Raw genomic sequence first — 18,747 nt, 5'->3', positions numbered from 1 at the left:
CCCCGCCGATCCACCCTCCTCGACCACCACCGCCCCTCCCCCGAAGAAACCGGATTTCGCCCTCGGCCCCCCGTCCGCTAAAGTAAACCCCGTTGCACCGGGGTGTGGCGCAGCTTGGTAGCGCGCTTCGTTCGGGACGAAGAGGCCGTGGGTTCAAATCCCGCCACCCCGACTGGTGAACACGCAGGTGAGGGGCGGTCTTCCGATCAGGAAGACCGCCCCTCACGGCGTTCCGAGGGGGTTTTGGGAGAAGATCTTGGTCCTTCTCTCCCGGGAACGTCGTCCGCAGCAGCGCAGGGCTGCGTACCGCTGGTCGCAGGGTACGGGCTGACCACGGTGCCGACGTAGGCGTCGGGGCTTCTTCGAGTAGGCCCGGCTGGTCGTCGGGTTCGCCATGTGCCGCGACGGAACGCTCTACGAGTCCCCGCCAGCCGAAGCGGTCAGCTGAGCTGCGGGTCCGCCATCAGCACCACGCGGTCAGCCGCCGGATCGAACCCGATCACCGGGTGCCCGTAGTCGCCCTCGGCCGTCATGACCACCTGCTTGCCGAGCCGACGACCGACCGCGGCCAGAAACCGGCACAGGACGTCCACCCCCTCTTGGCCCTGCAGCTCACGGAGGTCGACGTCGAAGTCAATCTCGCCGGCAGACCACGGACGGAAGATCGCCAGCACGTCCGGGGCCGGCCAGACCCGCAGTTCGACCGTCGCCGCATCAGCGGGCCGCGCCAGCACCTGCGCCGCGGCAGACAGCGGACCTGCGACGCCGCCCTCCAGGTACTCCCACGTCCATCCGCTCGACCGGACCAGGTCGAACACCGCCTGCCAGTCCTCGGCCGAGGTGCCCTCCACACACACGTCTGGCAGAGCACCCATCAGGTCAGGGTCGAAGAAGTTCCTGACGTTGTCCCACAGCAGATCCCGCATGTCGCCATGCTGCCCGGACAGCGCGCCCGGACGCAGCCCGGTTTCCTTGACGAACGCCGTAGAGGCCCCGGCCGCAGCCACCCGCGTCCCACCTGTTTGGGGCCTCCCGTCGGGGAAGACGACGGGAGGGCAACGACGAACAGGACAACACAAAGCGCGGCGCTCGGGCGCCTCACGCCAACCCCGCCCGCACCGGTTCGGCACAAAGGGCGGACATCACCACGGAGGCAGAGACATGAACGGTGGCATCCCGCCGCTACAAGACCGCCGCCTTGCCGCGGGCTTCGTCGTCTTCATGTACGCATCCGTCGCCGCCCTGGTGACCATTCTGCTCACGGCGGCACTCACGCGTAGCGACATCCTGCTGGGCATTGCCCTGGGCGCCGGTGCGATCCTCGGAGCGGCCTTCGGCGCCTGGCGCATCCACAGCACGCCGGAAGACGAGCGCTGAGAACGAGGCCCGGACCAGGTCTTGGGAAAGGCCACGGCTCGGCGCCGGTACCGGGGGGCTAACTCCCGCCGGATCTCCCCCTGCACCTGGCGCCCGCCCGCGTTCCGACTCCTCCGACTCCTCCGAGGAGGCTTCAGGAGCGCGTCGAGTGCCTCCACCCACTGCTCGGTGAGCGCGTCCATGAGTCGGGCGCGCATGCGCGGGGTGACGTGGGAGTTGCGCGCCTGGACGGAGCCGTCCTCGTGTCCGAGCCGTCCCCGGGCGGGGATGCCAGGCCAGGGATTGGCGAGGAGCGGTACGGGGTGGGCGTCGTAGGGGGGCTCGGGTCGGGTAGGAGCCGGTGGTGGCCGGATCGAAGAGCCACGAGGCGAAGCCGCTACGTCGCAGTGGGGCGCGAGTTCCCCTGAGGTGGAGTTGCGTACGTACCCGAGCTCGGTGACGGCGGCCTCCGCCCCGCGCCCGCCTGTTCTCCGAAACGGCGTCGGGCCAGTTGAGCACGTTGGAGACAGTCCCGGCGGAGACTCCGGCCTTGCGAGCGACTCAACGACCTTCGCTTCGCGCCCGGCCGCCGAGCGCTGACGGGATCGGGAGGAGGCAGGGCAGGGTCCTCGTGAGGGCGTGCGGATGGGGCCGTTGGCCCCGGCGACTGGACGCGTCGGCGCGGCGCGGTCGGACCGGGTGATTACTCAGACTGACGAAGCGTCAGTACATCGCTCTACGAGACCGGTTGAGGGCCCGGCGGCGCGCGACGACTGGCGAACGCATGGGCCCTCCTCTCTCGTCTGTTCGGTCGCGGCGGTCAGTTGGCGGAGGTGCTGTTGTACCTCATCGTCGCGGCCCTCCGGAAGCGTATTCGCGTACGACTTTTCCCTGGTCGGGCGACTGCGCCGGGACGTTAGCACGGAATCACGGACGCATCCTGGCGGACCGTGACGAGAAGTCGGTTGAGCGCCAGGATCCCGGCTCGGCATACTCGCGCGATGACCGACGATGCGCCTTCCGAGACAGCCGAGTGCTGGTGGGACGAGCCCTGGTACCGGGTCCGTACCGATCGTTTCGCGGCGTCCTTCCTGCCGAGTGCGGGCGAGGATCTGGACGCGGTGTGCAACGTCGACGCCGAGGTCCGCCTGACGGACGGGTCACGCTGGAGCGCGACCGTTTTCACCGTCGCCAAGGTGCAGCGCCTCATGGAGAGGTGGGCTCAGACCGGCGAGGAGACGGGCGGTCGCTACTTCTGGTGCCCGGACGGCCTGATCGTCCGCGAGGCTGGCATCGCCAACATGACCGAGGCGATCAGCGGCGTACTCGACGAGGGCGACTTCGAGCAGATCCTCCAGCGAGTGGAGGACGAGTAATCGCCTTGTGACTGCAGCGTGGTGGCCTGGGTCTTCCGGCGCACCGACGCCGAGCTACGAGCCCTCCGCTCCTGGCCGGTAGTTCGGATTCAGCTGAAAGTCGCCGTAGATCTTCCCGAGTGCATTGACCTGCCACGCTCCGATGATGGCCTCGGGGGGCACTTCCCCGTTCGGGTCGTCGACCATCTCCCCGTCGATCTCGTATACCCAGCCTCCAGGATTGGCACTGGCCTCGTCGACCAGCTCCGGCGGAAATGCCCGCTGGCCGGCCCGTTTTCTGCTGAACATTCCCATGCCCCACCCCACCTGGCGCCAGTGGCTATGCACACCCGATCGCCCGCCCGAACCGCCTGGACCTGCAGCCCCCGTAAGCTGCGGGCCAGGACAGCAGCCTTCCGTACGGGGCGGTCGGTGTGAAGCTGAAAGGTGGACCGCATGAGCGGCATACCTGAGCACCCGGAGTTGTGGGCCTTCCTCGAATCGCTGACCCCCGGCCAGGCGTTGTCCGGCACCGTCACGGCGATCGAGCCGTTCGGGGTTTTCGTCGCCCTTGACAACGGCCCCACCCACCCGCTCTTCCCCGGCGTCGGGTTCATCACCTACCCCGAACTTGCCTGGCAGTCCTTCGACGAGGCAACCGACGTCGTCCAGGTCGGGCAGCGGGTGACGTGCGAATTCCTCCAGTTCGACACGTGGAACCTGGAGGCCAGGCTGTCACTGCGTGCGATGCAGCCGGACCTCTTCCAGGGGTTCGCCGACCGCGTCGCGGTGGGGCAGGAACTGCGCGGCGAGGTGACCAAGGTGGTGCCGTTCGGCACCTTCGTCCGAGTCGACGGGATCGAGGGAATCGAAGGGTTCGTCCACCGGGAACACCTCATTGCAGGGCCCGAGGAGCCAATGTCGGACGTCGTCCGCGTCGGCGAGGAGATGACGGTCGTCGTCACCGAGGTCGACAGGACCCGGCGCCGACTCTCGCTCGCCCGGCAACCTCCCCCGGACGACTCGCGCTGAGACATCACCCCTACGCGGTCAGCGTTCCATCTATCGCCGGACCAGCGGTGGCCGATCGATGATTTCGACGTACATGATCCGCCCGTGCACGACGTCCAGGTTCACCATGCCGCTGGACGGCAGAAGCGGCACGCAGCGGTGGCCCTCACCGTACGGCTGCCCCTCCGGATGATCGGATGTGCGGAGGCTCTGGCAGAAGTCGTCCCGGCAGCCGCACTCACCGAAGAGCCGCAGATCCCAGGCGCAGAGGGCGAGTTCGCGCTCCCCCTCGGCTTCGAGCAGGGCGACCAGCTCGACGACGAGGTCAGGGAAGACGAGGCGGAGGAGCGGTCTGTCGTGGTCCACACCCGGAGGGTAGCCGCGACCATCGTCCGCCGAGCGCAGCTCGGACCGCTCACAGAGGGAGGACGCCGTGCACACGCTTCGCGCCGGTGTCGGCTTCTTCCCGCCCGGGAGGAACGTTCCGCCCGGTCTCAAGTCGCCCAAGAGCAGTCGATCTTGGGCGAACCGCGTGGTACGTTCTGTCACCGACCAACTCAATAGGGTGACCCCGGCAGCGCGCCAACGCTCCGGGGTCCGGCACAAGGAGCGATACCTCCTCATGCAGATTCATCGTAGCCGCCATACGCGCGGTTTCACGGTCCTGCCCAACGCGTTGCTACAGGACCGGCGGCTGTCCTACACCGCCCGCGGCCTGCTGGCCGACCTCCTTTCGCGCCCCGACGGCTGGCGCGAGGACGGCCGCCACATGGCCGACACCAGCCCCCAGGGCCGCCTCGCTGTGGCGAAGGCCCTGCGCGAGCTGACGGCGGCCGGGTACTACCGCGTCGAGCGGGTACGACAACTGGACGGCACCTTCGTCAGCCGGGCCCACGTGTACGACACCCCGCACACCGTGTACGCAACTGCCCAGGTGGCGCCGGGTGCCGTACTCCCGGGCTCCGGTCGATCGGCCACCGATGGCCGTGGCGCCCACCCCGTAAAGGACCGTAGGAAAGAACCCACCCTCCCCGCCCAGAGGGTGGCCCTGGGCGGGCGGCAGGAGACGCCGCCCGCACCCCCGAGTCCGGCACTCGCCGAGGCGGCAGCAGTGCTCCACACGGTGACCTCGGCGGAGCCCCGCCTACGCCTCGGCGCGGCAGAGGCGATGACGCTCGCACCCCTCGCGGCACCCTGGCTGGAACGCGGCCTCGGCCCACGTGATCTCAGCTTCGCCCTGCTGGGCGGCCTGCCCGAACGGGTCCACAGCGCGTCGGCGCTCCTACGCGACCGCCTGACCCGCAAGCTGCCCCCGGCCGTCGAACCGGCCGCCGTATCGTCGCGGCCTCGCCGATACGAGTGCTCGGCATGTGCGCGCCCGACGCCGTACGAGGGCACCTGCCGTACCTGCGCGTGCCTGGACGCCATCCCGCCTGAGGCTGTAGACGAGCGTGCCCGTACCGCCGTACGCGGCCGGGCTCTGGTCCGCGCTGCCCTCAACGACTCGGGCCCACTGGCCAGCGCGAGAGCCTGACCTCCTCTTTCGCGGCTGCCGCCGCTCCGCGCCCGTCCCTGCCCTGACCCGCGCCTCTTCCCCGACCCACCGGGTGATGCCGCCTGCCCGCACTGACGCGCGCGCCGCGCCGCCCACCGCCACGCCTGGAGCTCCACATGCCCACGTCCACCCCGCCCCCGGTCACTCCCTTTCGACCGCGAGACGGACATCTGGGACAACCGAGTCTTGGGCACCGCGCTCCGGCAGCTCTCCCGCTGGTATCGGACTCGGCCCTCGCGCGCGGGCTCCGTTCCACGACCGACGCGTTCCCACGTGCACGGACGCCTGGTGCCGCCCTCCGCGCACTGGATCACGCCCTGTACACGCGGCTCAACAACCGCTAACCGCCCGCGCACACCTGGGCTCGACTCGGCAGAGGGCCTAATGCTGCGAATGGCCGCCCTCTGGGAGGCCGTCGTCCGGCGTCTGACCGCTGACGTCCCATCGCGACTCGGAGGCCGCTCCGTTCCCGTTGGCGGAAGCAGCGGCATCACCATCCGCGGAGATCTCGGCAACCCATGGCACTTCCGACCCGACGTTCTGCTAGGTCTTCCGGGCCGCGAACTGGCGAAACAGCACCTTCTACCGGCGGACGCCAAGTACAAGCGCTACGACCGCCACGGCGTCAGCGCGAGTGACGGCCATCAACTTCTCACCTACAGCGCCGGCTACACCTCGGCCGACAGCCCTCACACCATGATCATTCACCCTCAATCTGGCGACCACGTCCATCGCACCCTCCAGGCCCGCGGCCCGCACGGCCTGCTCGGCACTGTCCAGATCCTCGGCATCGACACGAACGCACCGCCTGAACAGGCAACGCAATGGGTTACCTCCGCTCTGACGCTGGATACGGTGACAGCCACTGGACGATCACGTGACAAGCGGCATATTCCCCTGCATCACACGACGGCTGGGTATTCTTGATCCCATCGTCATCGCGGCCCGACGGGCTTCCGCTCCACCCCGGTGGAGTTTCGAAGGACATGCCCCCACCCGCACGAGTCATTTCGTGCTGCCTGGGGGAAATCCTTGCTGCTCCGCGCGTCGGCCAGGACGGTTGCCGTCATGTCCATGGACGGTTCGCTCTTCCTTCATCTCACCGAGCAGTTTGCACACATGCACGGTCATCGTCCCGGGGCTTCCGAGGTCCGCTCGTGGGAGCGCAGCATTCCGGTACTGGCCGCGGCGCTGAACGACGCCGGGCTCGGCGATGTGGAGGTCATGCTCGAATACGCGCTGCCTCTGAACAGCAAGCGGGCAGACGCCGTACTCGCGGGGGTACATCCGGTCAGCGGGGAGCCGTCCTACGTCGTTGTCGAGCTGAAGCAGTGGAGCGGGGCAAGCCCGCACGACGACGATCCCGAGCTGTGCATCGTGGACGCCTACGTACGGCCGGTGCTGAATCCGATCGAGCAGGTACGGCGGTACTGCGAGTACCTCCTCAACTTCAATGGGGCCCTCGCGGAACACTCGGAGCGTGTCAGCGGGGTCGCGTACCTCCACAACGCCACCGAGTTCGGCGTGAGTGGTCTCCGCGAGATCGAAGTCGATGAACGAGGACAGATGTTCACCGCTGAGGGCCGGGGAGCGTTCCTCGAATACCTCCGTGCCAAGCTGAGCGACAAGCAACCGGGGGCCTGGGCAGCCGACGAGCTCATGGCAGGTAAGACCGCGCCGTCGAAGCAGCTCATGGCACTGGCTGCGCAGGAGGTCCGCCAGCGCGAGCAGTTCGTTCTGCTGGACGAACAGCAGGTCGCCTACCGCCTGGTGCTCAATGCCGTCCGAAAGGCCAAGCAGTCGGATCACAAGGAAATCGTGATCGTCACGGGTGGCCCTGGGACCGGCAAGAGCGTCATCGCGCTGTCGCTGCTCGGAGAGTTGTACCGCCAAGGGGTCTCGGCCCTGCACGCCACCGGTTCCAAGGCGTTCACCAAGACCATGCGTAAGGTGGCCGGGGCACGCAAGCGTGAGGTGCAGGAGCTCTTCAAGTACTTCAACGGCTTCATGACAGCCGAAAAGAACTCTCTCGACGTGGTGATCTGCGACGAGGCTCACCGTATCCGGGAGACCTCCGCCAACCGCTACACGTCGGCGATCCACCGCACGGGCAAGCCGCAGATCGACGAACTCATCGACGTCGCGCGTGTTCCTGTCTTCCTCCTCGACGAGCACCAAGTGGTGCGACCCGGCGAGATGGGCACCGTCGAGGAGATCCGGGCTGCGGCGACCAGGAAGGGCATCGACTGCACCGTCGTGCCCCTGGAGAGCCAGTTCCGCTGCGGCGGCAGCGACGCCTACCTGAAGTGGGTGGTGCGGCTCCTTGGCCTAGAGCCGGGCGGTCCGTTCGTCTGGGAGCCGGATGGCCGCATGCAGCTTCGTGTCGCGGAAAGTCCGGAGGAGATGGAGGCTTTCCTCCAAGAGCGGCGGACGCGTGACGACTACAGCGCCCGTATGTCCGCGGGCTACTGCTGGCCCTGGTCCCCGGAGCCGAACCCGGGCGACCCGCTCCCCCTTGATGTCGTGATCGGCGACTGGGCACGACCGTGGAACCTACGGGGCGATCGCGCCATCTCCGGCGCCCCACCGTCCGCGCTGTGGGCAACCGACCCGGCCGGTTTCGGTCAAGTCGGCTGCGTCTACACCGCGCAGGGATTCGAGTACGACTGGTCCGGTGTCATCATCGGCCCCGACTTGGTCTGGCGTCGCGATCAGTGGGTCACCGATCGTACGAAGTCAAAAGACACGATCTTCACCAAGGCCACGAGCGATGCCGACGTGGCCCGTCTGATCCGCAACACCTACAAGGTTCTGCTGACGCGCGGCATGGTCGGCACCGTGGTGTACTCGACGGATTCGGAGACCCGAGAGAAGCTGCGCGAGCTTGTAGGGGCGCAGGAGGTCACTGTCCCGGCCTGACCTCGACGTGAACCTCCACTTCGTGGAGACCGCAGTCCAGCAGCATCCTGACCGCTAAAGGGATGCTGTTGTTCCTGGACGCAATGTCGCCCGGTCCGGCTTGCTGGCCACCCCCCCTGACCTGCGGCTTCCCGAATCTCGCAGGTCAGCGGGTGGGCAGGGCCGCCTTCGGGGCCAAGAGGCCGTGGGTTCAATTCCCGCCGCTCGGGCGGTATGGCGGGGGGCAGGGGCTCTGGCTCGGTGGGGCTGGGGGGCTGGGGGGCTGGGGGGCTGGGGGGCTGGGGGGGCTGGTGGTCAGAGGGCGGTGTTGTACTGGCGGGCGAAGAGGACCCCGGTGAGCTCTCGTTTGGCGAAGGGGGCGGCGGCGTTTCCGGTGCCGAGGTAGCGCCAGGTCGTGCCGGTGCTGTCCCGGGCGATGAGGTCGGGCTTGCCGTCGACGTTGCTGTCGCCGATGCCGAACATCTGCGTGTAGACGTTCCAGCCGGGACCGATCTTCGTGCGCGGGGCGAAGGTGCCGTCGCCCCTGCCCGTGTACAGCCACAGCATGCCGGCGCTGTCGCGGGCGATCAGGTCGCCGGCCGAGGAGCCGGCGATGTTGCCGACCGCGACGATCTCCTTGTAGATGTTCCAGCCGGGACCGATCTTCGTGCGGGTGGCGTACGGCGCTTTGGCGTTCCCGGTGCCCCGGTAGAGCCACAGCGCACCGGAGCCGTCGCGGGCCACGAGGTCGGCCCGGCCGTCGCCGGTGAAGTCTCCGGTTCCGGTGATCTGCGTGTAGACGTTCCAGCCAGGACCGATCTTCGTCCGCGGGGCGAAGGTGCCCTTGCCCGTACCGGTGTAGAGCCACAGGACGCCCGCGCTGTCCCGGGCGATCAGGTCACCGGCCGAGGAGCCGGCGATGTTGCCGACCGCGACGATCCGGTTGTAGATGTTCCAGCCAGGACCGACCTTGACCCGGTCGGAGCCGGTCAGTTGGTGGGTCCCGGGGTAGTACGAGGTGTCCTCGCGCCACAGGACGCCGGCGCTGTCGCGGGCCAGGATGTCCGGGGAACCGTTGTCGGTGTAGTCGTGCGGAGCGGGCGGGCGCGCGACGGTGAAGCCGCCGCCCACGTTCAGCGTCGGCCCGAGGTTGTCGTACGGCTTCGCCGTGATCTGCCAGGTGTAGGCGCCGTTGGGGGCGGAGCCGCTGTCGACCCATCCCGTCCAGTCCATGAAGATCCGCCCCGTCCAGTCCATCCGCACCGGATCGGTGGTGTTGTCGGTCCGGTCCAGATGCGACCGGTCTACGGCGCCCGTCGCGGTGTGGCGCAGGGTGAGGGTCACTTCGGCGTTGCTGCGGGACAGTTGCCACCGCGCCTTCCACGGCGTCGGGTCGAGGGTCGCCACCGCGGGGACGCTGGAGCTGAGGAGAGTGAGCTTGGTCGGAACTCCCGTGCCGGCGACCATATCCGCGACCGGCGCGCCGTCGGGGCCGACGGAAACCCGGTACACGCCCTCGCCCTTGGCGACGGTGCCGCCCGTCACGAGCGCCGTGCCGTCCGGCGCGGGGACGACGGTGGTGGCGTGGTCCAGGACCTTGCGCACGGCGCCGCCGCCCACCGGGACGGCCCGCAAGGAGAAGTCCCGGTCGGCGGAGCCCGCGCCGAGCCGTGTGTTCGAACCGAACACCGCCCAGTTCCCGACCAGGCCGGTCAGGGAGTAGCCGGGGTCCAGCGCGGACAGCCGCGTCACCGTGCCCGTGGCCCGGTTCTCCACGCTCAGCACCGGAGCGTCCCCGGTGCTCACGCTGGAGACGTACGCCGGGGACATGGCGGTGACGAATCCGGCCGAGCCGAGGTGCGAGGTGGTCGCGGTACCGGACGCGAGGTCGACCACCGCGAGGCCGTCGGCCGTGGTCCCGCCCGCCGCGGAGGTCTTGTAGGACAGCGCGAACACGCCGGTCGTGGCGGCCGCCGCCCGCAGTCCGAAGGCGCCTGTGGGCAGGCCCGTGACGACCCGGTCGGTCGTGACTCCGTCAGCGACGCTCATCAAGTGCGCCTCGGTGCACGTGGCGTCCGTGGGATACGGCACCCGGCACGCCACGACCGTCGATCCGACGACCCCGTTCAGGGAGCGGTTCCTCCCCAACGGAACGACCGAGACGTCACCGGTCCCCATGTCGTGCAGTTCCACCCGGTGGTCCGTGTCGTACTCGGTGCCGCGCTCCAGGGCCACGACGTCGGACACCGACCCGTGCATCAAGGTCACGGTGAACCGGCCGATGTCCCTGCCGAGCGGCGTGGTGGCGCCGTCCGCGTACCGGGTCCACAGCAGGTCCGAGTCCGGGCCGATCGAGAGGAAGCCGGTCGTACCGGCGCTGATGGCATCCGACAGCGCCGGCAGCGCGGGCAGCGCCGAAGGCGCGCCGTCAGCGCCGTCCACTCCGGACTCCGCCGCCGACGGCACCGTCAGCGGGCCCGCGACGACCGCGAGCGCGAGTGCCGCCGTCACGGCCAGCAGCCTTCGAGAAGCGCCCTCTTGCGTCACATTTCCTCCTGCGGGAGCCGTCGCGCGGAACGCATCGGCGTGGCGCAGGGCGCATGGAGGACCGAGAACGGAGGACGGTTCGAACCGTACCGATCCGCCGGGAACGTGAATCCTCCGGCGGCCCCCCACGTTCGAATTCGTCAGGATCGTAGCAGTCCACGGTCCCGGTCGCCGAGGTCCGCGCGACGGCGAAGTCCCGCCTCGGCGGAATGAGTTGCAGCGCTCCGTGCAAGCTGCGGGGGCGGTGGCCGGCGCGGGGCGCGTCAGCGTCAGTATTCGCCCTTGATGACGAAGTAGGAGCCGCGGATGACGCCGGCCAGTTTGGACTTCTGGCGGGCGAATTTGAAGTGGGGGGCCAGTTCTTCGGGGACTTCCATGCCCTCGGAGAGTTTGAAGCCGACCGCGCGCTTGGCGCCTTCGTCGATGCCGTACATGACGTTGACGGACAGGCCGGACTCGTAGAAGACATAGGCCATCCGTAGGCCGTCCACCTCGAAGGACGTGACTTCGAGGGGGCGGGCGGAGAAGGCGATATCGCGCTCGGTGGAGAGAATGCGGTGCACCCAGTCGAGGATTTCGGGCGCTTCGTCCGCCGGGCTGACGGTGAAGACGTGGTCGTACTTGTTCTTGTAATAGCGCGCTTCGTTGGCGCGCAGTCCGGCGAGGGCCTCGGCGACCGGGGAGGATTCCAGGCCGACGGTGGACACGTTCACGAAATCGACGGCGTACGGCACGGGACCTCCTGATGACGACCGGTGAGGGCGACTGTAATGCCACGTTCCCCGGGATCGCGGTCAGGCCGGGTGGAGCACCGCCGTGGCGATCTCGCGGACGCGGGCGGGCGTGATTCCGGTGCGCTGTTCTACGGCGAGGGGGTGGTCGGTCGGTTCGAGCATGATGAAGGGGCGGGTGCCCAGTGGCCGGGTGTGGGCGTTGGTCTTGAGGTCGGTGGTGCTCTCGGGATAGAGGGACAGCTCGGTGCTGAGCCAGCCGAAGTACGGCTTCTCGGCCTCGCGGCCCTCGGTGTCCCACAGGTCGAGGGCGCGGGCGAAGCTGTCCTTGCTCAGGGAGACCCAGACGCCCCACGAGAAGACGTCCTCGCCGCCGATCACGGGTATCTCGATCAGGCCCTTGACGAAGAAGTGCTGGCCCCTGATGACGCACTGGTCCGACGACAGCATGCTGTTCGTATCGGCCTCGAAGACGGGGTCCCAGACGTCGGGAGCGAGGGTCGAGTAGCTCATGGGGAGCTCCGCGTGGTGGTTTCCGCAGCACGAACACGTGAAGCCGAGATCGTCAGACATGGCGGGATCCTAGTGGTCACGAAGCGCGAGGCCGCACCCCAGGGTTTCGGGCCCGCACCCCGGGGTTTCGGGCCTGGGCCCGCACCCCGGGGTTTCCCGTTGCCCGTACGGATCGCCGGGCGGGTGCGGGAGGATCGGTTCCATGCCGGACCCGGTCGACTCCCCCCAGCGGATCTGGGACGCCTGCGCCGCGTACGGCGACGCGGTGTTCGACGTCCACGACGAGGTGCCCTGGCAGCGCGAGCGCCGCCTGGAGAGCTACGCGACGTGGCGGATGACCGCTCCCGCGGCGGACGGCCTGAGCAGGACGCTGCTCGCGGTGAGACTGTTCGCGCTGTCCAACGACGCCGCCGTCGCCACCGGACGTCCCCTGGACCGCGACGAGTTGGCCGCCGTTCCGCTCGCGCGCGTCGTCTCCGCGTCCCGGTGGCACTACGAACTCTTCGCCGGGCTCGACGCGGTGACACCGGACCCGGCCCGGTCCCACTTCCTGAACATCCTCAAGCTGCTCACTTACGAACAGCCAGGCGGTGCAGTGACGTTGGCCCGGCTTGAGGGGGCGCTGCACACCGTCGTCGACCGGCTCACGGAGCGGTACCGGAATCCCGGTCTCAGCGCCGGCGACCTCGGGTCCCGGCACGGGCCGGGCTGAACGTCGGCCGGAGCGGAAGAGCGCCGGAAGAGCGGCGGCGGAATCCGTACGTTCCGGCGGTCAGCGTTTGGAGCGGACCAGTCCCGCGTCGTAGGCGAGGATGACGGCTTGGATGCGGTCGCGGGCGCCGATTTTGGCGAGGACGCGGCCGACGTGTTTCTTGACGGTGGACTCGGAGAGGACGAGGTGGCGGGCGATCTCGGAGTTGGTCCAGCCGTTGCCGATGGCGACGAGGACTTCCCTTTCGCGGGCGCTGAGTTCGCGCAGGCGGGGGTCCTGGGCGGTCGGGGAGCCGGTCGGGGTGAGGACGTCGTGGGCGTGGGCGTCGAGCAGGCGGCGGGTGAGGCTGGGGGCGACGACGGCGTCACCGGTGGCCACGGCCTGGATGCCCGAGACGAGTTCCTCGGGGCCCGCGTCCTTGAGGAGGAAGCCGCTGGCCCCGGCGCGCAGGCCCTCGTACGCGTACTCGTCGAGGTCGAAGGTGGTCACGATGAGGACGCGGGTACGGCCGCCCGCCGCGACGATCCGGCGGGTGGCCTCCAGCCCGTCCATGCCGGGCATGCGGATGTCCATGAGGACGACGTCGGGGCGCAGTTCGGCGGCCATGCGGACGGCCTCGGCGCCGTGGGTGGCCTCGCCGACGGGGGTCACGCCGGGGCTGCCCTCAAGGAGCATGCGCAGGCCGAAGCGCTGCATGGGCTGGTCGTCGACGATCAGCACGGAGGTGGTCATGGCAGGTGGCTTTCCGCCTTCTGGTCGGTGGGGTCGACGGTCGCGTCGAGTTGGACGTCGACGGTCCATCCGGGCTGGTCGGCGCCCGGACCGATGGTGACCGTACCGCCGTAGAGGGCGACGCGCTGACGGATGCCGACGAGGCCGTGGCCGTGCTCGTCGTCCCCGGTGGGGGGCGCCGGGGGGCCGGCGGCGTTCGGCGGGGGGCCGGTGTCGGTGACGCGGATCCGTACCGTCCCCGCGTCCGCGGTGACGGTGACCTGCGAGGCGGTGGCCGTACCGGCGTGCTTGAGGGTGTTGGTCAGGGCTTCCTGGACGATGCGGTAGACGGTGAGTTGCAGGCCCTCGCCCAGCGTGGCGAGTTCGCCCGTGGTGCGGTACGTCACCGCGAGGCCCGCCGCGCGGACCCGTGCGAGGAGCATGTCGAGGTCGCCGATGCCCGGTTGCGGTCTGAGCCGCCGGTCCGCGGCGTCGTCGTCCCCGCGCAGGACGCCCAGCACGCGGCGCAGTTCGCCCAGAGCCTGCCGCCCGGTGTCGCCGACCATGCGCAGGACCGGGGTCGAACTCTCGTTGTTGCGGGCGGCGAGCGTCGAGGCGCCGTCGGCGAGGGTGACCATGACGGAGAGGTTGTGGCCGACGATGTCGTGCATCTCGCGGGCGATACGGGTGCGTTCGGCGGCGGCGGTGAGCCTGGCGCGCTGGTCCCGTTCAACCTCCAGGCGCCGGGCGCGGTCCTCCAGCGCGGTCAGGTACATCCTGCGGGTCCGCAGGGTCAGACCGGTGGCGGCGGCGGCCGTCACCAGCCCGAGGAGGAAGAAGAGGACGAGGAACTGATTGCCCGTGGTCTCCAGGGCGAAGACGTCGACCACGTTCGCGGCGGCGGCCACGGCGGTGGCCCAGGCCAGCACGCGCGGGGAGCTGTGCCGGGCGACATTGTGCAGGGCGATGAGCGGGCTGAACGAGGCGACGAGCCCCGCGTCCGTCGCCGACTGAACGAGGAAGGCGGCGATCGTCACCAACAGCACGGTGGCCGGGGCGCGGCGGCGCCACCACAGCGGCAGGACGAGCGCGGCGAACAGTACGTAGAGGGTGGCGGTCGACGGCGCCCCGTCCGCGTCGGCCGCCGCGACGGCCGCGGACGTGCCGCCGGAGAGCAGGTTGGGCAGGCAGACGCCCGCGAAGAGCAGGACGACCGTGGTGTCCAGCAGCCAGGGGTGCCGCCGGTCGTACTCCCGCAGGAGGCTGCTGCCCTGGAGCATGAGGTTCAGGACCGGGTGCCCCAAGGCGGCCTCGGGCCCGAGGGCCGGCAGCGGCGTCCCCCGGTCCCGGGCGGCGGCCTCGACCCGGGGGTCCCGCCTCCTGGCCGGAAACCCGGCCCTGAGATCCCGGCCGCGCGCTCTGACGTCCCGGCCCCGGGCCGCGATGGTGGCCCTGAGGTTGCGGTCCCGGTGCATAAGCCTCATTGTCACCGCTGGTGACCCTTCCGACGAACGGTCGGCCGCTCCGACGATCAGACGTCGGACCGCTTCAGCCGGATGGCCGCGGCGGCCAGGGCCACGGCCACCCAGGCGGCGAAGACGGCGAGTCCCGCGCCGGGCGACAGGGAGTCCGACGCCTTGTGCAGGGCGTAGATCGCCGAGCCCGCGTTGCCGGGGGTGTACCGCTCGACCGCGTCCTGGATCGAGTCGGGCAGCAGGGAGGTCAGGCCGGGCAGCAGCATCAGCAGGCCGACCAGGGCGGCGATGCTCCCGGAGGCGGACCGGATCAGCGTCCCCAGGGCCACGCCGAACACGGCGAACAGGGCGAGGTAGACACCGGCGCCGACCAGGCCGCGCAGCACGCCCTCGTCGCCCAGGGACAGCGCGATGTCGTCGCCGCGCAGGCTCCCCGCGCCCAGGCCGAAGGTCGCCAGGGCGGCGACCGCGGTGAGGACCAGGACCAGCGAGCCGATCACGGCGCTCTTCGACGCCAGGACCAGCCACCGGCGCGGCACCGCCGCGTAGGTCGAGCGGACCATGCCGGTGCTGTACTCGCCCGCGGACATCATCACCCCGAGCACGCCGACGATCAGACCGGTGACGCTCGCGCCCGTCAGCGCGAGGCCCACCGGGTCGTCGGGCGTCCCGGTCGCGTCGGCCCCGGGGGGACGGTAGACGGCGGCGGCGATCACGCCGAAGGCGACGAGTACGGCGACCGAGGCCCCCAGGGTGATCCAACTGGAGCGCAGCGAAAGGAACTTGCTCAGCTCCGAGCGCAGGACGCGGCGGCCGGTCACCCCCTGCCCGTCCCGATCGGCGCGTACGGCGACGGCAATCGTGTCGGTGGTCATCAGGCGGCCTTCCGCTCGGTGCCCGCGGGGTCGCTGTGGTACTCCACGGAGTCATGGGTGAGGCGCATGAAGGCCGTCTCCAACGAGACGGACTGCGGGGCGAGTTCGTACAGCGCGATCCCGCGGTGCGCGGCGACCGTGCCGATGTCGCGGGCCGCCCGGCCGTGGACGAGCAACTCCTCGTCGGAGGAGGACGTGATGGTGACGCCCGGCGCGGCCAGCGCCTCCCGCAGCCGTGCGGCCTCGCCGCTGACGACCCGCACCCCGCCGCCGCCGGCCTGGTGCGTGAAGTCCTTGAGCGAGGTGTCGGCGAGGAGCCGGCCGCGCCCGATGACCACCAGGTGATCGGCGATCAGCTCCATCTCGCTCATCAGGTGCGAGGAGAGCATCACGGCCCGGCCCTCGGCGGCCAGCCCGGTCAGCAGATTGCGCACCCACAGCACGCCCTCGGGGTCGAGGCCGTTGACCGGCTCGTCCAGCATGACGGCCTCGGGGTCGCCGAGCAGGGCGGCGGCGATGCCGAGCCGCTGGCCCATGCCGAGCGAGAACGCGCCGACCCGCTTGCCTGCCACGCTGCCGAGACCCGCCAGTTCGATGACCTCGTCCACCCGGCCGCGCGGAATGCCGTGCGTGAGCGCGAGCGCCTTGAGGTGCCCGAACGCGCTCCGCCCCGGGTGGACCCCCTTGGCGTCGAGCAGGACACCGATCTGGCGCAACGGCGCACGGTGCCGGGCGTACGGGCGGCCCCCGACGGTCACCGAGCCCCGGGTCGGGGCGTCCAGGCCGACGATCATGCGCATCGTCGTCGACTTCCCCGCCCCGTTCGGCCCGAGGAAACCCGTCACCTCACCGGGCCTCACGGAGAACGACAGCCGGTCGACCACCGTCTTGTCCCCGTACCGCTTCGTCAGTTCACGCACTTCGATCATCGGCCTCTGGTCCCCTGGTCCTCTCACGTCCCGCGCACGCGCGCCACCCGCGCCTTCGACGTTACGAGGGCGGGCGGGCCGATCGCTGGAACCGTGGGAGACCCTTCGGCGCGGCACTGGTACCGCGGTACCAGTGCGCTCTCATCCCTGCGGACTCACGGCGTGACACGGACTCACGGCGGGACACGGGCTCACGGTGTGACACGGACTCACGGTGTGACGAGGGGGAAGTCCGGGTCCGGGGCGGCGAGCACGGAGAGGAGGCGGGAGAGGGTGTCGGGGGCGCCCTCGGTGGTGACGTTGTCGAGGTTCCGGGTGGCGAGGGCGGTGAGGAGCTGGGCCTTGGTCAGGGTGAGGGTGAGGTCCGCGGTGGTGGCGGTGGGGGCGCCGGGAGCGGACCGGTAGGTGAGGGCGCCGTTGGAGAGGGTCAGGCGCCAGGTGCGGCGGTGGTCGGTGACGTGCCAGTCCATCGTCAGCCGGATGTCCCAGGCGCGGGGGCCGTCGACGCGGACGGCGAGGGAGTCGATGAGCTGGTCGACGGTGAGGGCCATGGCCATCTCGGGGTTGGCGGTGTCGAGGCGGACCGTGGCGAGGCGGCCGCGCAGTTCCATGGCGCCGGTGAGGTAGAAATTGCGCCAGGTGGCGTTCTCGGCGCCCTGGCCGAGGCGGTCGTAGACGGCGGCCAGCGCCTCGCGCGCGCCCCGGTGTCCGGGCTCGGCGAACACGGCGTGGTTGAGGAGCGTGGCGGCGAACCGCGGGTCGTCGGCGTCGGCGTACTCCCGGCCCTTGGCCACGAGGGCGTCGGTGCCGCCGTAGTCGGCGGCGAAGCGGCGGGCCTGCTCGACCGGCGGGTGCTCCCACAGGTGGGCCGGGTTGCCGTCGAACCAGCCCATGTAGCGCTGGTAGACCGCCTTGACGTTGTGCGAGACCGAGCCGTAGTAGCCGCGGGCCGCCCACGTACGTTCCAGAGCGGGCGGAAGGGTGAGCTGCTCGGCGATCTCGGGGCCGGTCAGGCCCTGGTTGAGCAGGCGCAGGGTCTGGTCGTGGAGGTAGGAGTACAGGTCGCGCTGCCCGGTGAGGAACGCGGTGATCTCCTCCTGGCCCCAGGTGGGCCAGTGGTGCGAGGCGAAGACGACGTCCGCCTTGCCCTCGAACATCGCCAGGGCCTCGGAGAGGTAGTGCGCCCAGATCCGGGGGTCGCGGACGACCGCGCCGCGCAGGGTCAGCACATTGTGCTGCGTGTGCGTGGCGTTCTCTGCCATGCACAGGGCCCGGTGGTCGGGGAAGAGGAAGTTCATCTCCGAGGGGGCCTCGGTGCCGGGGGTGAGCTGGAAGGCGATACGTACGCCGTCGAGCGTCTCCTCCTGCCCGGTGCTGGTGATGTGCACGGTGGGCGGCACCAGGCTGATCGTGCCGGTCGAGGTCGTCGCGCCGAGACCGGCGCTGATCTGGCCCGCCGGTCCCTTGGGCAGTTCCGACCCGTACATGTAGACCGCGCGGCGGGTCATCGCGGTGCCCGCGTACACGTTCTCCGCGACCGCGTGCTCCAGGAATCCGGCCGGGGCCAGGACCGGGATGTCCTGCTCGGCGCCGTGCGGGACGATGGCGCGCGAGCCGCCGAAGTGGTCGCCGTGCGAGTGGGTGTAGACCATTGCGGTGACCGGGCGGTCGCCGCGGTGCTCGCGGTACAGCGCCAGGGCCGCCGCCGCGGTCTCCGTCGAGATCAGCGGGTCGATGACGATGACTCCGCGCTCCCCCTCGACCAGGGTCATGTTCGACAGGTCGAACCCCCTGACCTGGTAGATCCCCCGCGTGACCTCGTACAGGCCGTACCGGGCGCAGAGCTGCCCCTGCCGCCACAGCGACGGATTCGCGGTCGGCGGACACTCCGCCGCCGTCATGAACGCGTACGCCCCGCAGTCCCACACCACCGACCCGTCCTCGGCCGTCACCACGGTGGACGCGGGCGCGGCGACGAAGCCGCGGTCGGCGTTCGCGAAGTCCCGGACGTCGTCGAAAGGGAGGTCGGTCATGAGATGAGGCTAGGGCGATATAAGCCTTTTGTCCTCATGGCGTCGA

Annotated in this window: 18 protein-coding genes, 1 tRNA gene and 1 pseudogene; 8 read left to right on the top strand and 12 right to left on the bottom strand. The window is 70.1% G+C overall.

Annotated features, from left to right (window positions below; all coding sequences use genetic code 11):
- Nucleotides 1-98: 98 nt before the first annotated feature.
- Nucleotides 99-172, top strand: a tRNA-Pro gene (locus tag BGM09_RS26065).
- Nucleotides 173-440: 268 nt separating this feature from the next.
- Here BGM09_RS26065 and BGM09_RS26060 read toward each other — a convergent pair.
- Nucleotides 441-926: a hypothetical protein gene (locus BGM09_RS26060; protein WP_188284195.1), complete on the bottom strand. Its 486-nt coding sequence runs from the start codon at nucleotides 924-926 to the stop codon at nucleotides 441-443.
- Nucleotides 927-1,161: 235 nt separating this feature from the next.
- Here BGM09_RS26060 and BGM09_RS38020 point away from each other — a divergent pair, with 235 nt between their 5' ends.
- Nucleotides 1,162-1,377 (top strand): hypothetical protein, encoded by a 216-nt coding sequence (locus BGM09_RS38020; RefSeq protein ID WP_223187607.1) that lies wholly within the window; start codon nucleotides 1,162-1,164, stop codon nucleotides 1,375-1,377.
- A 134-nt stretch (nucleotides 1,378-1,511) separates the two neighbouring features.
- Here BGM09_RS38020 and BGM09_RS38015 read toward each other — a convergent pair.
- Nucleotides 1,512-1,917 (bottom strand): annotated as a pseudogene (locus BGM09_RS38015) (LacI family DNA-binding transcriptional regulator); the annotation flags it as partial.
- Nucleotides 1,918-2,357: 440 nt separating this feature from the next.
- On the opposite strand from BGM09_RS38015, the gene BGM09_RS26050 reads away from it, so the two are divergent.
- Nucleotides 2,358-2,732 carry a hypothetical protein gene (locus BGM09_RS26050; RefSeq protein ID WP_188284139.1) on the top strand — a complete coding sequence of 125 codons (375 nt, stop codon included), beginning with the start codon at nucleotides 2,358-2,360 and terminating at the stop codon, nucleotides 2,730-2,732.
- Between the two features lie 54 nt (nucleotides 2,733-2,786).
- Here BGM09_RS26050 and BGM09_RS26045 read toward each other — a convergent pair whose 3' ends face one another.
- A complete protein-coding gene (locus BGM09_RS26045; RefSeq protein ID WP_223187606.1) occupies nucleotides 2,787-3,026 on the bottom strand; it encodes a hypothetical protein in 240 nt (79 codons plus the stop codon).
- A gap of 141 nt (nucleotides 3,027-3,167) precedes the next feature.
- On the opposite strand from BGM09_RS26045, the gene BGM09_RS26040 reads away from it, so the two are divergent.
- Nucleotides 3,168-3,743, top strand: a complete 576-nt coding sequence (locus tag BGM09_RS26040) for a S1 RNA-binding domain-containing protein (protein WP_188284138.1) — start codon at nucleotides 3,168-3,170, stop codon at nucleotides 3,741-3,743.
- 30 nt (nucleotides 3,744-3,773) lie between these two features.
- Here the strand turns inward: BGM09_RS26040 and BGM09_RS26035 are convergent, their stop codons facing one another.
- Nucleotides 3,774-4,088 (bottom strand): hypothetical protein, encoded by a 315-nt coding sequence (locus tag BGM09_RS26035; RefSeq protein WP_188284137.1) that lies wholly within the window; start codon nucleotides 4,086-4,088, stop codon nucleotides 3,774-3,776.
- A 256-nt stretch (nucleotides 4,089-4,344) separates the two neighbouring features.
- Between BGM09_RS26035 and BGM09_RS26030 the strand changes: the two genes are divergently transcribed.
- The 3 genes from BGM09_RS26030 to BGM09_RS26020 all read left to right on the top strand — a co-directional run bounded on the left by BGM09_RS26030 (nucleotide 4,345) and on the right by BGM09_RS26020 (nucleotide 8,196).
- Nucleotides 4,345-5,256 carry a hypothetical protein gene (locus BGM09_RS26030; RefSeq protein WP_188284136.1) on the top strand — a complete coding sequence of 304 codons (912 nt, stop codon included), beginning with the start codon at nucleotides 4,345-4,347 and terminating at the stop codon, nucleotides 5,254-5,256.
- A gap of 414 nt (nucleotides 5,257-5,670) precedes the next feature.
- Nucleotides 5,671-6,204 (top strand): hypothetical protein, encoded by a 534-nt coding sequence (locus BGM09_RS26025; RefSeq protein WP_188284135.1) that lies wholly within the window; start codon nucleotides 5,671-5,673, stop codon nucleotides 6,202-6,204.
- Between the two features lie 105 nt (nucleotides 6,205-6,309).
- Nucleotides 6,310-8,196, top strand: coding sequence for a DUF2075 domain-containing protein (locus BGM09_RS26020; RefSeq protein ID WP_188284134.1), 1,887 nt, complete (start codon nucleotides 6,310-6,312; stop codon nucleotides 8,194-8,196).
- 294 nt (nucleotides 8,197-8,490) lie between these two features.
- Here BGM09_RS26020 and BGM09_RS38975 read toward each other — a convergent pair whose 3' ends face one another.
- From BGM09_RS38975 to BGM09_RS26005, 3 genes are all read right to left on the bottom strand, one after another.
- A complete protein-coding gene (locus BGM09_RS38975) occupies nucleotides 8,491-10,722 on the bottom strand; it encodes an FG-GAP-like repeat-containing protein (RefSeq protein WP_188284133.1) in 2,232 nt (743 codons plus the stop codon).
- A 269-nt stretch (nucleotides 10,723-10,991) separates the two neighbouring features.
- Nucleotides 10,992-11,456 carry a phage tail protein gene (locus BGM09_RS26010; protein ID WP_188284132.1) on the bottom strand — a complete coding sequence of 155 codons (465 nt, stop codon included), beginning with the start codon at nucleotides 11,454-11,456 and terminating at the stop codon, nucleotides 10,992-10,994.
- A gap of 60 nt (nucleotides 11,457-11,516) precedes the next feature.
- A complete protein-coding gene (locus BGM09_RS26005; protein WP_262928414.1) occupies nucleotides 11,517-11,966 on the bottom strand; it encodes a DUF2199 domain-containing protein in 450 nt (149 codons plus the stop codon).
- Between the two features lie 202 nt (nucleotides 11,967-12,168).
- Between BGM09_RS26005 and BGM09_RS26000 the strand changes: the two genes are divergently transcribed.
- Entirely contained in the window at nucleotides 12,169-12,678 is a 510-nt protein-coding gene (locus BGM09_RS26000) for a hypothetical protein (protein ID WP_188284130.1), read from the top strand.
- A 60-nt stretch (nucleotides 12,679-12,738) separates the two neighbouring features.
- On the opposite strand, the gene BGM09_RS25995 is transcribed toward BGM09_RS26000, so the two are convergent.
- The 5 genes from BGM09_RS25995 to BGM09_RS25975 all read right to left on the bottom strand — a co-directional run bounded on the left by BGM09_RS25995 (nucleotide 12,739) and on the right by BGM09_RS25975 (nucleotide 18,701).
- The gene (locus BGM09_RS25995; protein WP_188284129.1) at nucleotides 12,739-13,410 is read right to left on the bottom strand and encodes a response regulator; all 672 of its coding nucleotides are present in this window, start codon (nucleotides 13,408-13,410) and stop codon (nucleotides 12,739-12,741) included.
- Entirely contained in the window at nucleotides 13,407-14,864 is a 1,458-nt protein-coding gene (locus tag BGM09_RS25990) for a sensor histidine kinase (protein WP_188284128.1), read from the bottom strand. Before BGM09_RS25990 ends, BGM09_RS25995 begins: the two co-directional genes overlap by 4 nt.
- Nucleotides 14,865-14,920: 56 nt before the next feature.
- Nucleotides 14,921-15,739 carry an ABC transporter permease gene (locus BGM09_RS25985; protein ID WP_188284127.1) on the bottom strand — a complete coding sequence of 273 codons (819 nt, stop codon included), beginning with the start codon at nucleotides 15,737-15,739 and terminating at the stop codon, nucleotides 14,921-14,923.
- Nucleotides 15,739-16,668 carry an ABC transporter ATP-binding protein gene (locus tag BGM09_RS25980; protein WP_188284126.1) on the bottom strand — a complete coding sequence of 310 codons (930 nt, stop codon included), beginning with the start codon at nucleotides 16,666-16,668 and terminating at the stop codon, nucleotides 15,739-15,741. Before BGM09_RS25980 ends, BGM09_RS25985 begins: the two co-directional genes overlap by 1 nt.
- Before the next feature lie 209 nt (nucleotides 16,669-16,877).
- Entirely contained in the window at nucleotides 16,878-18,701 is a 1,824-nt protein-coding gene (locus BGM09_RS25975) for an alkyl/aryl-sulfatase (RefSeq protein WP_188284125.1), read from the bottom strand.
- Between the last annotated feature and the right edge of the window lie 46 nt (nucleotides 18,702-18,747).

The sequence above is a fragment of the Streptomyces sp. CBMA29 genome (assembly GCF_014596445.1).
Classification (GTDB): Bacteria; Actinomycetota; Actinomycetes; order Streptomycetales; family Streptomycetaceae; genus Actinacidiphila.
Note: the sequence above shows the minus strand (reverse complement) of the source record. Positions and strands in the feature narration are given on the sequence as shown.